The organism is Streptomyces sp. NPDC058796, assembly GCF_042745235.1.
Taxonomy (GTDB): domain Bacteria; phylum Actinomycetota; class Actinomycetes; order Streptomycetales; family Streptomycetaceae; genus Streptomyces.
The window spans coordinates 50087-63178 of the sequence record NZ_JBHYOP010000006.1; the positions used below are offsets into that span (position 1 = coordinate 50087).

Consider the following 13092-nt stretch of genomic DNA (forward strand, 5'->3'; position numbering starts at 1 on the left):
GCGGCTTCCCGCGCGGGGGCCCTCCAGACGCGCCGGGTAGGTTTCCGCGGTATGACCGACATCACCGTGACCAATTGGGCCGGCAACATCACCTACACGGCCAAGGAACTGCTCCGGCCGCACACCCTGGCCGCGCTGCGGGCCCTGGTGGCGGACAGCGCGCGGGTGCGGGTGCTGGGCAGCGGGCACTCCTTCAACGAGATCGCGGAGCCGGGCGCCGAGGGGGTCCTGCTGTCGCTTGCGGACCTGCCGTCGGAGGTGGACGTCGACTCGGCGGCCCGCACGGTGCGGGTGGGCGGCGGGGTCCGGTACGCGGAGCTGGCCCGGGTGGTGCACGGGCGGGGGCTGGCGCTGGCGAACATGGCGTCGCTGCCGCACATCTCCGTCGCCGGGTCGGTGGCGACCGGCACGCACGGTTCGGGGGTCGGCAACGGCCCGCTCTCCTCGTCCGTGCGCGAGGTGGAACTGGTGACGGCGGACGGCTCGGCGGTGACCGTGGCGCGCGGCGACGAACGCTTCGGGGGCGCGGTGACCTCGCTCGGCGCGCTGGGCGTCGTGACGGCCCTCACTCTCGACCTCGAGCCGGCCTACGAGGTCGAGCAGCACGTCTTCACCGAGCTGCCGCTGGAAGGGCTGGACGCGGCGACGTTCGACGCGGTTGTGTCGGCGGCGTACAGCGTGAGCCTGTTCACGGACTGGCGGGCGTCCGGCTTCCGGCAGGTGTGGCTGAAGCGGCGCACCGACCGGCCGCTGCCCGACTTCCCGTACGCCGCGCCGGCCGCCGAGAAGAAGCACCCGGTGCCGGGCATGCCCGCGGTCAACTGCACGGAGCAGTTCGGTGTGCCGGGGCCCTGGCACGAGCGGCTGCCGCACTTCCGTGCCGAGTTCACGCCCAGCAGCGGCGCCGAGCTGCAGTCGGAGTACCTGATGCCGCGCCGGCACGCCCTGGCCGCCCTGCGCGCGATGGACGCGATACGGGAGGTCCTCGCGCCGGTGCTGCAGACCTGTGAGATCCGCACGGTCGCCGCCGACGGGCAGTGGCTGAGCCCCTCCTACGGGCGGGACACCGTGGCCGCGCACTTCACCTGGGTCGAGGACACGGCGGCGGTGCTGCCGGTGGTGCGGCGGCTGGAGGAGGCGCTGGCCCCGTTCGCGGCCCGCCCGCACTGGGGGAAGGTGTTCACGACCCCGTCCGGCGAACTGCGCGGGCTCTACCCGAGGCTGGACGACTTCCGCGCGCTGACGCGGGACCTGGACCCGGCGGGGAAGTTCACCAACGCCTTCGTGCGCGGGGTGCTGGCCGGCTGAGTGCGTCCCGGCGGCGCTCAGGTCCGTCCGGCCCGGCGTACGGGTGTGAAGAGCGCGGCCGCTGCGATGAGGACGCAGCAGGCGCCGGCCGCCAGGGCGACCGGGGCGGTGCCGCGCCGCTCCGCCGCCCAGGTCAGGACGGCCGCGCCGATGGGGGCCACCGAGTACTGCAGGGTCCAGAAGGCGGAGGTGACCCGGCCGAGCAGGTGCTCGGGGGTCACCTCCTGGCGCAGGGACATCGAGCAGGTGCCCGCCATGCCGACGCAGGCCAGGAAGGCGGCGCTCAGCAGGGCCACGGTGGCCACGTCGGTGGCCCGGCCCATCCCCGCGAACGCCAGTCCGCACACGGCGACCGCGCCGGTCCAGGTCGGGCCGAAGCCCAGCCGGCGGCGCACCCGGGCCACCAGCAGCGCGCCGGTGATGGTGCCGAGGGCGCCGACCGCCATGACCGTGCCGACCGTGCCGTCGTCGTGGCCGAGATCGTGCTTGAGGTGGTAGATGATCAGGTCGTTGAGACCGAGGGTGAGGAAGCTGAAGCAGCACAGCAGGACGGTGAGCGCGCGCAGCACCGGGTGCCGGTAGAGGAAGGCCACGCCGGTGCGCAGGTCTTGGCGCAGCCCGGGGCGCTCCCCCTCGTCCTGGGGCCGGTCGTCGGCCGGGCGGGGCCGGAAGCGGACGATTGCGACGAGGGCGGCCGAGACTCCGAAGCTGGCCGCGTTCACGCCGACGGCGGCGGCCGGGCCGGACCAGGCGGCCACCACGCCCGCGCACAGCGGCCCGAGGACACCGGCCGCGGCGGCGGTGGCGTTGAGGCGTCCGTTGGCCTCGGTGAGCTGCTCGGTGCCGACCAGGGAGCGCACGACGGTGACGTAGCCGACGGCGAAGAACATGCCGACGGCCTCGCACAGCGGCAGGACGACGTAGAGGAGCCAGACCTGCGGGCCGAGCAGCCACACCAGGGGGATCAGCCCGTACAGGACCATCCGTACGAGGTCGCAGCCGATGAGCAGCCTGCGGCGGTCCACCCGGTCGACCACGGTCCCCGCGAACACGGCCGCGAGGACCGCGGCGGCGCCGCCGACGGCCGTCAGCAGCCCCATCCGCGCGATCGACCCGGTCGCCTCCAGCACCAGCAGCGGCAGGGCGATCAGCGCGAAGGAGTCGCCGAGGACGGAGAGGGTCTGCGCGGCCCAGAAGACGCCGAAGTCCCGTTGCCGCCACAGCGGGCGGCTCTCCCCGGAGGAACGCCGGGCCGCTCGTCCCGTGTCCCGTGCCCCGTGGGTCACCGGGCCGCCGCCGTCCGCCGCCGCCACCCCATGCCGGTCGCCCCCCCGCCGCCCGCCGCCAGGTCCGCGACCACCTTACGGAGCTGTCGTGCTCCGTGCTCGAGGGTTACGGAACCGTCAGTGGTCGGCGCAGCACGGTGTCGGGTCCGGGTCCTCGAACGGTACGAGTGTGCCGCCCGCGGCGGGCATGGCGGCCAGGACGAGGCGGCCGTCCTGCCACTGGGGGCGCACGTGGTCCCGGGTCACCAGCGGGGTCCGCGGGGCCGGTTCGCCCGGCGTGCCCAGTACCGTCACACGGTCGATCGCGGAGTGCGCCAGCAGCTCGGCGACGGTCACCGTGCCGGTCAGCGCGTCCGCGCCCGGGTAGAGGACGGCCCGGCCCACGGCGTCCCAGGCGCCGTCGCGGACCTCGTGCCCCTGCTCGGTGAGCCGGTCTCGGGCGGCGCGCAGGACCGGCTCCTCGGCGGCGGCCAGCGACAGGGCGACGCGCGGGCGGCCGTCCCGCACCAGGTGCGTGCAGCCGAAGATCCCGTCCGGGAGCCCGAGTTCGGCCACGCATGCCCGGAGCAGGTGGTCGGCCTCGCGCAGCGTCGTCGCGTCGGTGTCGACGCCGATGGCGTGCGGCAGGGGGGCGGCGGACGGTGTCATGACGGCAGGATCCACACCGGGTTGGAGTAGAACCACAGGTCGCGCCACGGGTCGGCGTCGCCGACGACGTCGATGGCGGGGCCCGCCGGATCGACCTGGGCGCCCAGCGCGCCGACGGCGGAGCGGTTGCCGTCGGTGCCGCGGGTACGGAGGTAGACGGGGCGGTCGACGCGGCCGAGGTCGTAGGTGAGGCGGACGGTGCCGGTGTCCTTGTTCACCTCGTACGACTTGACGACGCGGGCGGTCGGCGCGGTGAAGGTGTCCTGGTCGGCGACCGGTCCGGTCACGTCGCCCTGGATGACGTCGACGCGGGCGAGCTTCGGGGTGAACCCGGCCCAGTTGGGGCCGCCGGCCAGGGCGACGTCCACGGTCAGGGTGACGCGGGTGCCCTTGCGGACGTGCAGGGCGCCGCCGAGGGTGGCCCAGCGGCCGCCGCCGGAGACGCGGACGTCGAGGCCGCTGACGAGCTGCCCGTGGTCGACCCAGATGCGGCCGGCGCGGATGCCGTCCATGACGGCGGCGTAGGAGAAGCCGTCGGAGCCGACGTGGGTGCGGCTGTACTGGCCCGGCCAGTAGTCGCCCTGGGTGACGTCGATCTGCCCGGCGTAGACCGGGTCGTCGTAGCGGCCGTTGGCGTTGAAGTCACCGCCGCCGCGGGCCGCGGTGTCGGCGTACACCTGGTGGGAGTCGGAGTTGGCGGTGATCCACCAGGGGCGGCCCTCGGCGATGAGGCTGTCCCACAGGCCGCCGACGGTGGCGGTCATCCAGTCGAAGCCGCCCCAGGTGCGGTAGCTCTCCAGCGGGTAGCCGGGGAAGCTGTTGGCGCCGGGGCTGCCGTCGTAGATGCCGCGGGCTCGGCCCATGCCGAGCGGCTTCGGGAGGCCGGCGGCCTGGTGGCCGGGGGCGCCCTCGAAGCCGACGGCGATCTGGTGGTGGCGGGGGGTGGCGTCGCGCCAGGCGCGGATCTCGTGCGGGGAGTCGATGCCCTTGCGCGCCGGGTGGTTGGCGAGCATCAGGGCGTCCTTGACCTTGCGCCGCTTGACCTGGTCGGCGAGGAAGGAGAGCCCGGCCACGGCGAGGGACTCGTTGGCGGGCGTGGAGTCGGTCGCGCCCTTCACACCGCCGTCGTAGCCGGTCTCGAACTGCTTGAGGACGGAGACCTCGTTGCGGCCGGGGTGGACGAAGACGGTGCCGTGCTCGGCGGCCGGGATGTTCCACTCCAGGCCCTGGAAGACGAGGGTGTCCTCGTAGGCGTCGCGGGCCTCGCGGATGTCCGGGTTGACCTTCTCCACGCCGATCTTGGCGTGGGTGACGCTGCCGTGGTCGGTGATGACCAGCCAGTCCATGCCGTGCCGGGCGCCCTGGCGGACCTGGTCGACGACGCGGTACTTGCCGTCGCTGCTGTACTGGGTGTGGATGTGATGGTCCCCGGCCAGCCAGAGAAATCCCTTCCCGCGGCGTCCGTGGCTCGCGGCCTGTGCGGGGGCCGCGGTGGCGGTCTGGGCGAGGACGGTGCCGGCGGCGAGTCCGGCGCCGAGCAGTCCGGCGCGGCGCAACAGGCCCCGGCGCGACTGCTGTTCGGGGCTGAGGGCCTCGTCGGGGACGGACGCGTCGAAGGCGGCGGGCAGGGCCGGTGCGGCCTCGTGGTCGTGATCGTGGTCGTGGGTGTGTGCGTGCCCCATGGAAGCCCCTCCTGGATACCGCCGCCGTGCGCGGCTCCGAGGAGGATCGAGGCGGAAGATGAACGTTGAACGACTCGGAGGTGAGCCTCGCGTGCCACCACGCCTGCCCTAGCATGAAACCTAGGAGCCCTAGGAAGCAGGGAAGGTGGCACATGCCCCGAGCGGGTCTTACCACCGACCGCGTGGTCGCGGCCGCCGCAGACCTCGCCGACGCGTCCGGATTCGAGAACGTCACGGTCTCCGCGCTCGCCCGGCACTTCGGGGTGAAGGACGCGAGCCTGTACGCGCACGTGCGGAACCTCCGGGACCTGCGCGTCCGGGTCGCGCTGCTGGCCGGCGGCGAGCTGATCGACGAGATCGCGGCGGCGGTGGCCGGGCGGGCCGGCAAGGAGGCGCTGGCCGCCTTCGCCGACGCCTACCGCTCCTACGCCCTGCGCCACCCCGGCCGCTACGCCGCGACCCAGACCCGCGTCGACCAGTCCGTGATCGCCGGCTCCCCCGCCCTGCGCCGCACCGCCGAGATCACCCACGGCGTGCTCCGCGCCTACGGCCTCACCGAGCCCGACCTCACCGACGCCGTACGCCTGCTGCGGAGCACCTTCCACGGCTACTGCGCCCTGGAGGCCACCGGCGGCTTCGGCGCCCCGCGCGACGTGCGGGCGTCCTGGGACAAGGCGGTCGAGGCACTGCACGTGGCGCTGACGCACTGGCCGCACGGCGACGCGTCCGACGGTTAGTCACCCCAGCGCCCGCACCTCCTCGTACGTCGGCGCCGCCCCGCCCGGCGCCCGCCCCGCCCGCACCTCCTCCACCGCCTCCAGCGCGGCACCCAGCGCCCGCCGGTAGAGCAGCGAGCCGAGGCTGACGCGGCTGACGCCCAGGTCGGCGAGGTGCGGCAGGGCGGGCCCGGCGGGCGAGTGGAGGACGTTCAGCGGGACCTCGCCCAGGTGGGCGACGAGGTCGCCGATCGCGCCGGGTTCGGTGAGGCCGGGGACGAAGACCCCGTGGGCGCCGGCCTCACGGTAGGCGTCCAGGCGCCGCACCGTCTCAGGGAACGAGCCCTCGCCGGACCAGTACGTGTCCGTACGGGCGTTGACGAACAGGCCGGGGGCCGCCGCACGGACCGCGGCGATCTTCGCGGCGTGCCGGCCGGCGGGGCCGAGGGCGTCCTCCAGGTTGACGCCTACGACGCCGACCGCCGCCAGCTCCCGCGCGAACTCCCCCACCTCGTCGGGGTCGTCGCTGAAGCCGTCCTCCGCGTCGACGGAGAGCAGGAACGGCCCCGAGCCCAGGGTGAGGGCCAGCCGCAGTGTCTCGTCGCGGGTCGCCGACGCCCCGTCCGGCAGCCCGGCCGCCGCCGCCACGCCCAGGCTGGTCGTGCCGACCGCCCGGAACCCGCGCGCGGCGAACGCGTACGCCGAGGCGTGGTCCCAGGCGCACGGCAGCAGCAGCGGCTCACCGGCGCGGTGCAGACCTGCGAACTCGGTCACGACAGGTCACCCACCGCGTCGGCGTAGTACACGGACTCCTCGAGGTGCTCGGCCAGCCGGCGGAAGCTCCAACCGTCGCCGGGCGAGTGGTCGAGCTGCTCCTCGGTGAGTGCGTCGAGGCGGTTGGCCCAGATCCGGGCGAGGCGGGTGAGGCGGCTGCGGGCCTCGTCGAGGTCCTCCCGCGTGAAGGGCGCGCGGTCCGCCTCCGTGGTGACCGTGGAGGCGTGCCAGTGGTCGGGCTGCGTCTCCTCCCCCGCCAGCCGCGCCTCCATCTCGGCGAGATGGTCGACCATGTGGTCGGCGACCCGGCGGATCGCCTTGTGCGGGGTGTAGACGCGCCCGTCGACGTGGGCGGGCCGCCCGTCCCAGTGGGTCCAGGTGGCGGCGAGGGCGAGGACGTGCTCGACCATGCCGGTGACGGTGTCGGCGGGCGTGGCGGGGGCGGTGGTGGCGGTGTTCGTGTCGCTCATGCCCGCGACGCTACGGGCCGGTCGTTTCGGCCCCCGCCGAAGTGTTCTCGCCGCACCGCGCCGGCCTCCGGCCGCGTCGCCACCGGAGGCCGGACGCTCAGGTGTGCCGTACGGCGCCGCGCGGCACCAGGCGTTGCGCGACGAGTTCGTCGCGGACCAGACCCGCGTAGACGGTGGCGCCGTGCGCGGAGGTGTGGGTGTTGTCCCGCTTCTCTTCGTAGAGGTACAGCGACTTGGACGCCTCCACGCCGAGCGACTCCACCAGGGCCTTGGTTTTCGCGGTCAGGTCGATCAGCGGCACGTGCTCGGCGTCGGCGACCGCGCGGACGACGGCCGGGTGGTCGACGCCGAGGCCATTGACGAGCAAGGCCGTGCCGTTGTTCAGGGTGCCGTCGGCGCTGAACCAGCGGCGCACGACCGGCGTCACGAGGACGGGGCGTCCGCCGCGCTCCCGGACGCCCGACACCAGGGTCTCCAGGTTCGCCCGGTAGGTCGCCTCGTCGGTGGTCTTGTCGTTGTGCGCGAGCTGGACGAGCACCAGATCGCCGGGACCGATGAGCGGCTGTACGGTGCCCCACATCCGCTCGTCCGCCAGGTAACTGACCGTGCTCTCCCCCGAGTCGGCGTGGTTGGCGACGGACAGGCCCTTGCGGAGGTACTGCGGTAGCTGCTGGCCCCAGCCGGAGTAGGGCGCGCCGGGCTGGTCGCAGACGGTGGAGTCCCCGACGAGGAGGATCTGCCGCGCGTGGCGGGCGGGGGTCACCCGGATGCCGGCGAGGGCGGGGGCCGAACCGCCGATCACCAGGTCCAGACCCGGGCTCCCGACGGGCCCGGCGGGTTCGCCCTCGGGCGTGCGGACGTCCACGGTGAAGCTGCGGACGGCTCGCTCCCCGGCCTCCGTGGCGGTCTCCGGCAGCAGGGACCGTCTGGTCTCGCCGGTGACCGAGGTACGGGCGGCGTCCTCGCCCCCGAGCAGTACCTTCACGTCGTACGTGCCCGGCGGGACGTCGAAGTGGCAGGCGGTGGCGGTGCAGCCGGCCGTCCCGGGTGGCCCCTGGGCGGCATGGGCGGGTACGGCCGTGAGGGCGCCGGCGGCCAGTGCGGCGGCCACCAGCGTGGCCGCCGGGACGCGTCTCATCCCCGCCCCCTCGCCGTGTCGGCGACCGGGACGCCGAAGTCCGGCGTGCCGTCCGCCTTCCAGTGCAGCCGCTGGACGCGGGTGTGCCGGTTGGGGTCGTTCAGCGGGTCGCCGTCGATCTCCTTGTACTGGCGGGCGTGGTAGACGAGGACGTCGGTGCGGCCGTCCCGGTCGACGGTGAAGCAGTTGTGGCCGGGACCGTACTGGCCGGTGCTCTCGTTGCTGGCGAAGACGGGGACCGGGGACTTGGACCAGTTGGCCGGGTCCATCAGGTCGGCGTCCGCGTCGGCCGTCAGCAGACCCACGCAGTAGTTGGCGTCGGTGGCACTGGCCGAGTACGTCATGAACAGCCGTCCGTTGCGGGCGATGACCGCCGCGCCCTCGTTGACCTTGAAGCCGACGCACTCCCAGTCGTACTCGGGCGTGGACAGGCGTATCTGGGGGCCTTTCAGCGTCCAGGGGTTCGCCATCTCGGACAGCCACAGGGCGGTGTTGTTGTCCATGCCGGGCTCGTGCTGGGCCCAGGCCAGGTAGCGGGTGCCGCGGTGGGTGAAGGTGGTGGCGTCCAGGGAGAAGGTCTCCCAGGCGGTCTTCACCTGGCCGCGCTCGACCCAGGTGCCCCGGAAGGGGTCGCGGTGGGCGTTCTCCAGGACCCAGATGCGGATGTCCCAGACGCGTTCGGCGGGCGCGGCGGCGAAGTAGATGTACCACTTGCCGCCGACCCGGTGCATCTCCGGCGCCCAGATGTGCGCGCCCATGTCGCCGGTGGCGTGCTTGCGCCAGATCACCGACTCGCGGGCGGTGCCGAGGCCGCCCAGGGTGCGGGACCGGCGCAGGATGATGCGGTCGTACTCGGGGGCGGTCGCCGTGAAGTAGTAGAAGCCGTCGGTGTGACGGCGGATGTGCGGGTCGGCGCGGTTGCGGACGAGCGGGTTCACGTACGGGGCCGTTCCGCCGGGAGCGGCGGAGGCGACGGCGGGGACGGCCGTCAGGGCTCCCGCGGCCACTGCGCCCTTCAGCAGCAGGCGTCGGCCGGGGACTGCGGGCTGGGCGGGCGGCGCTTCGTCGGCGCGGCTCATACGGGCTGCCTCTCGACGGGGAGTCCGGCACGCGTGGTTCGGCATACCGAACGCCATCTGTGATTACGAACGTCGAAAAGGTAAGGGTGTGACAGGGGAAGGTCAACGGGTCCGGCACCGGCAGCCCGCCCGGCCGTGGACCCGGCCCTGGAACCTGGCCCTAGGCCACCAGCCCGTGCCGGTAGGCGTAGACGACGGCCTGGACTCGGTCGCGCAGGTCGAGCTTGGTCAGGATGCGGGACACGAAGGTCTTCACCGTCTCGTGGCTGATGACGAGCGCCGCGGCGATCTCACTGTTGGACAGACCGTCCGCGATGAGGCGCAGTACCTCCAGTTCACGGGGCGTCAGCGGGATGTCCCGGGCGTCGCCCCCGGCGGGCCGGATGCGGGCGGCGTACCGGCCGACGAGCCGGCGCGTCACCTCGGGGTCCAGCAGCGCCGAGCCCATGGCGACGGTACGGATGCCGTGCAGCAGCCGGTCCGGCGGCGCGTCCTTCAGGAGGAACCCGCTGGCTCCGGCGCGCAGTGCCTCGTAGACGTACTCGTCCAGGTTGAAGGTCGTCACGACCAGCACCTTCACGGGGTGCTCGACTCCGGCACCGGCCAGCAGCCGGGTGGCCTCGATGCCGTCGAGCACCGGCATGCGCACGTCCATCACGACGACGTCCGGGCGGAGCCGTCCGGCCAGTTCCACGGCGGTCCGCCCGTCCCCGCACTCGCCCGCCACCGCCAGGTCGGGCTGCGCGTCGATGATCGTCGACAGCCCCGTGCGGATCAGTACCTGGTCGTCGCAGACCAGCACCCGGACCGGCGCGCTCATACCGGGCTCCCCCCGGGTATCCGCGCCCGCACCAGGAAGCCGCCGCCCGTCCGGCGGCCCGCGCTGAAGTCGCCGCCCAGGACGTCGACCCGTTCGCGCAGGCCGTCCAGTCCCCGCCCGCTGCCGCCGGGGGAGGCGGCCCGCGAACCGGAACCGTCCGTGCCGACTTCCACGGTGATCTCCCTCTCGCCGTGGCGCACCAGGACCGAGGTCCGGCCGCCGTGGTCGTACTTGAGCGCGTTGGTCAGGGCTTCCTGGACGACCCGGTAGGCCACCAGGTCGGCGCTGCCGGTGGAGGCCGGCGGCGTGCCCTCCTCGGTGAACTCCACGGACTGCCCGGCCCGCCGGGTCTGCTCGACGAGGGTGAGCACCCGGCCGACGGGCGGCGTCCGGTCCTCGCCGCCGTGACCGGTGCCGTGGTCGGGGTTGAGCAGGTCCAGCAGGTGGCGCAGATCGGTGATGGCGCGCCGGCCGGTGTCGCTGACGGCGGTCAGTGCCTGGTCGAGCCGGTCGGGCGCGGCGGTCAGGTACCGGGCCGCCTCGGACTGCACGACCATCGCCGTCACGTGGTGGGTCACCACGTCGTGCAGTTCGCGGGCGATGCGGGTGCGTTCGGCGTTGCGGGCGTCCTCGGCGACGCGGCCGCGGCGTTCGGCCTCCGCGGCCCGGGCGGAGCGCATCCAGGCGCCGATGCCCCAGGCCAGGGCCAGGGCCAGATGGAAGGTGACGAACTCGGCCACGGGGTCTCCGGGGCCGGTCCGGTGGAGGGCGACCGCGAGGGCCGCGTACGCGACGGTCGCGGCCACCGGGGTGGCCCGCCGGCAGCGTTCCAGGTACGACCCCGCGCTCAGCAGCGCGATGGGCAGCGCGGTGCCCGCGAAGAGGTGGTAGCCGCGCAGCTGGTCCAGGGCGAAGCCGCACGCCACCAGGGTGAGGCAGACGAGCGGCCACTTGCGGCGCAGGGCGAGCGGGAGGCACTGGAGGACGGCCGCCGCAGCGGCCAGCGCGTCGGCGGGCCGGGTCGGCAGGCCGCCGACCTCCGTGCCGTTGCCGTGGAGGCCCGGCACGACCGACGCGACGAGGAGCAGCAGCCCGAGCGGGAGGTCCCGGACCGTGACGTCGAGCCGACCCCACAGCTCCGGGACACGCCGACCAACGATCACCGGGGCAGTTTAGCGGGGGAGTTGGCACCCGCGGCCCGCCGGGAGCCGAACGGCACGATGTTCCCGCGCCGGTGCGCCAGCCACAGGAACACCAGCGTCAGCAGCGCCCCGAAGCCCACCGAGTACACACTGCCCTCCGGTCCGAAGTCGCCGCCGGTGAGCAGCTTCGGACCCGACATCGTGGCGTCCAGCAGGCCCTCGCTGGTGCCGTTGCCGGAGACGACGGTGCTGAAGACGCCGCCCGCCGCGAAGTTCCAGCCGAAGTGCACGCCGATGGCCAGCCACAGGTTGCGGGCGGCGGCGTACACGGCGGCGAGCATGAAGCCGGCCTCGATGGCGATGGCGACGGCCCCCCACAGGGTGGCGTCCTCGTTGAGCAGGTGCGAGAGCCCGAACACCAGGCCGGTCAGCCCCAGCGCGAGGTAGGTGCCGATGTGCTCCTCGATGATCCGGAACAGCACCCCGCGGTACAGGACCTCCTCGGTCGCCGCGGCACCGGCCATGAACCCGACCAGGCCCACCGCACCCGGCACGGATCCCAGGCCGTGCACCTCGTAGTGCCCGGAGGCGAAGAGGTTCACGATGACGGCCGTGAACATTCCGACGCCGATCAGCGTCCCCCAGCCGGCCTTGGCCGGGGCGTCTTCCAGGGCCACGTCCAGGGCCCGGCGGCGCTCGGTGCGCCGGACCACCCAGGCGTACACGTAGACCACCAGCGCGGCCGCCGTGAGACCGACGACCAGGGTGAGCCAGTCGTTGTCCTTCACCGCGTTGATGCCCATGCCGCCGACGGCGTACGCCGCCAGCACGGCCAGGAACTGCCAGACGAACCTCACGGGAACCCCTTCTCCGGGCCGCGGCCGGTGTGCCGCGGACTGCACCGGACGCTACGGATCCGGCGGCCTCGAATCGTCACCTCCCGGTGGACACCTCGCTGTAGCTCGCACGGGGGACAAGCCCCCAGGCCGTGCCACCGGCTGACTAACCTCGTGCCATGACCAGCGACTTCGCCGACGCCCTCACCTCCGGCCGCCCCCTAGTCCTCGACGGCGGCATGTCCAACCAGCTGGAGTCGGCGGGCCACGACCTGAGCGACGACCTGTGGTCGGCACGGCTGCTCGACGAGGATCCCGAAGCGATCACCGAGGCGCACCTCGCCTACTTCGAGGCGGGCGCGGACGTGGCGATCACCGCGAGCTACCAGGCCACGTTCGAGGGCTTCGCCCGGCGCGGGACCGGCCGTGAACGGGCCGCCGAACTCATGGGCCTGAGCGTGGAGGCGGCGCGGGAGGCGGCACGCCGCGCACGGGCGGACCGTCGCCTGTGGGTGGCGGCGTCGGCGGGTCCCTACGGGGCGATGCTCGCGGACGGCTCCGAGTACCGGGGCCGGTACGGGCTGACGGTCGCGGAGCTGGAGCGCTTCCACCGTCCCCGCCTGGAGGTACTGGCCGCCGCCCGGCCGGACGTGCTCGCGCTGGAGACCGTCCCCGACACCGATGAGGCGGCGGCGCTGCTGCGGGCGGTGCGCGGGCTGGGTGTGCCGGCCTGGCTGTCGTACACCGTCGCGGGCGGCCGCACCCGCGCGGGCCAGCCGCTGGAGGAGGCCTTCGCCCTGGCCGCGGACGCGGAGGAGGTGATCGCGGTGGGCGTGAACTGCTGCGCCCCCGGTGACGTCCCCGGCGCCGTGGAGACCGCCGCCCGCGTCACCGGGAAGACGGTTGTCGTTTACCCCAACAGCGGCGAGGCCTGGAACGCTGAGGCGCGGTCCTGGGAGGGGCGTTCCTCGTTCGACGCCGGGCGGGTGCGCCGGTGGCGGGCGGCCGGGGCCCGGATGGTCGGCGGCTGCTGCCGGGTGGGGCCGGAGACGATCAGGTCGGTCGCGGCGGCTCTGGCATCGGCGTGAGCGACGGCCGTGGTCCGGTCGCCGCGGGGAGCTTGCCCTGCCGTGGCCGGCGCGGCATGTGCCAGGATGACGTGAACTGGCGTTCGGGGGGCGGGTTCGACAGGG

General features: G+C 74.0%; 13 protein-coding genes. 3 read left to right on the forward strand and 10 right to left on the reverse strand.

What is annotated here, in order from left to right:
• Positions 1-51: 51 nt before the first annotated feature.
• Complete coding sequence (locus ACFW47_RS16600) at positions 52-1308, forward strand: FAD-binding protein (protein WP_386276422.1); 1257 nt, start codon at positions 52-54, stop codon at positions 1306-1308.
• A 17-nt stretch (positions 1309-1325) separates the two neighbouring features.
• On the opposite strand, the gene ACFW47_RS16605 is transcribed toward ACFW47_RS16600, so the two are convergent.
• The 3 genes from ACFW47_RS16605 to ACFW47_RS16615 form a co-directional block, all read right to left on the reverse strand.
• Positions 1326-2594: an MFS transporter gene (locus ACFW47_RS16605; protein WP_386276424.1), complete on the reverse strand. Its 1269-nt coding sequence runs from the start codon at positions 2592-2594 to the stop codon at positions 1326-1328.
• 117 nt (positions 2595-2711) lie between these two features.
• Positions 2712-3242, reverse strand: a complete 531-nt coding sequence (locus ACFW47_RS16610; protein WP_386306138.1) for a hypothetical protein — start codon at positions 3240-3242, stop codon at positions 2712-2714.
• Positions 3239-4924, reverse strand: a complete 1686-nt coding sequence (locus ACFW47_RS16615; protein WP_386306139.1) for a PHP domain-containing protein — start codon at positions 4922-4924, stop codon at positions 3239-3241. The genes ACFW47_RS16610 and ACFW47_RS16615 overlap by 4 nt, the downstream gene beginning before the upstream one ends.
• 152 nt (positions 4925-5076) lie before the next feature.
• Here ACFW47_RS16615 and ACFW47_RS16620 point away from each other — a divergent pair, with 152 nt between their 5' ends.
• Positions 5077-5661 carry a TetR/AcrR family transcriptional regulator gene (locus ACFW47_RS16620; RefSeq protein ID WP_386306140.1) on the forward strand — a complete coding sequence of 195 codons (585 nt, stop codon included), beginning with the start codon at positions 5077-5079 and terminating at the stop codon, positions 5659-5661.
• Here the strand turns inward: ACFW47_RS16620 and ACFW47_RS16625 are convergent, their stop codons facing one another.
• From ACFW47_RS16625 to ACFW47_RS16655, 7 genes are all read right to left on the reverse strand, one after another.
• Positions 5662-6414: an isocitrate lyase/phosphoenolpyruvate mutase family protein gene (locus ACFW47_RS16625; RefSeq protein WP_386276433.1), complete on the reverse strand. Its 753-nt coding sequence runs from the start codon at positions 6412-6414 to the stop codon at positions 5662-5664. It lies immediately after the preceding gene.
• The gene (locus ACFW47_RS16630; RefSeq protein WP_386306141.1) at positions 6411-6884 is read right to left on the reverse strand and encodes a hypothetical protein; all 474 of its coding nucleotides are present in this window, start codon (positions 6882-6884) and stop codon (positions 6411-6413) included. Before ACFW47_RS16630 ends, ACFW47_RS16625 begins: the two co-directional genes overlap by 4 nt.
• A gap of 97 nt (positions 6885-6981) precedes the next feature.
• The gene (locus tag ACFW47_RS16635) at positions 6982-8022 is read right to left on the reverse strand and encodes a rhamnogalacturonan acetylesterase (protein WP_386276437.1); all 1041 of its coding nucleotides are present in this window, start codon (positions 8020-8022) and stop codon (positions 6982-6984) included.
• Entirely contained in the window at positions 8019-9101 is a 1083-nt protein-coding gene (locus ACFW47_RS16640) for a family 43 glycosylhydrolase (protein ID WP_386276439.1), read from the reverse strand. The genes ACFW47_RS16635 and ACFW47_RS16640 overlap by 4 nt, the downstream gene beginning before the upstream one ends.
• Before the next feature lie 160 nt (positions 9102-9261).
• A complete protein-coding gene (locus ACFW47_RS16645) occupies positions 9262-9921 on the reverse strand; it encodes a response regulator (protein ID WP_386306142.1) in 660 nt (219 codons plus the stop codon).
• Positions 9918-11084: a sensor histidine kinase gene (locus ACFW47_RS16650; RefSeq protein WP_386306143.1), complete on the reverse strand. Its 1167-nt coding sequence runs from the start codon at positions 11082-11084 to the stop codon at positions 9918-9920. The genes ACFW47_RS16645 and ACFW47_RS16650 overlap by 4 nt, the downstream gene beginning before the upstream one ends.
• Positions 11081-11920 (reverse strand): CPBP family intramembrane glutamic endopeptidase, encoded by an 840-nt coding sequence (locus ACFW47_RS16655; RefSeq protein WP_386306144.1) that lies wholly within the window; start codon positions 11918-11920, stop codon positions 11081-11083. The genes ACFW47_RS16650 and ACFW47_RS16655 overlap by 4 nt, the downstream gene beginning before the upstream one ends.
• A 158-nt stretch (positions 11921-12078) precedes the next feature.
• On the opposite strand from ACFW47_RS16655, the gene mmuM reads away from it, so the two are divergent.
• Positions 12079-12987, forward strand: coding sequence for a homocysteine S-methyltransferase (gene mmuM, locus ACFW47_RS16660; RefSeq protein WP_386306145.1), 909 nt, complete (start codon positions 12079-12081; stop codon positions 12985-12987).
• Positions 12988-13092: the final 105 nt, after the last annotated feature.

Bases quoted from the DNA above. Each gene is read 5' to 3' on its own strand.
- ACFW47_RS16600 (WP_386276422.1), top strand. From the start codon at position 52: ATGACCGACATCACCGTGACCAATTGGGCCGGCAACATCACCTACACG.
- ACFW47_RS16610 (WP_386306138.1), bottom strand. From the start codon at position 3,242: ATGACACCGTCCGCCGCCCCCCTGCCGCACGCCATCGGCGTCGACACC.
- ACFW47_RS16615 (WP_386306139.1), bottom strand. From the start codon at position 4,924: ATGGGGCACGCACACACCCACGACCACGATCACGACCACGAGGCCGCA.
- ACFW47_RS16620 (WP_386306140.1), top strand. From the start codon at position 5,077: ATGCCCCGAGCGGGTCTTACCACCGACCGCGTGGTCGCGGCCGCCGCA.
- ACFW47_RS16630 (WP_386306141.1), bottom strand. From the start codon at position 6,884: ATGAGCGACACGAACACCGCCACCACCGCCCCCGCCACGCCCGCCGAC.
- ACFW47_RS16635 (WP_386276437.1), bottom strand. From the start codon at position 8,022: ATGAGACGCGTCCCGGCGGCCACGCTGGTGGCCGCCGCACTGGCCGCC.
- ACFW47_RS16640 (WP_386276439.1), bottom strand. From the start codon at position 9,101: ATGAGCCGCGCCGACGAAGCGCCGCCCGCCCAGCCCGCAGTCCCCGGC.
- ACFW47_RS16645 (WP_386306142.1), bottom strand. From the start codon at position 9,921: ATGAGCGCGCCGGTCCGGGTGCTGGTCTGCGACGACCAGGTACTGATC.
- mmuM (WP_386306145.1), top strand. From the start codon at position 12,079: ATGACCAGCGACTTCGCCGACGCCCTCACCTCCGGCCGCCCCCTAGTC.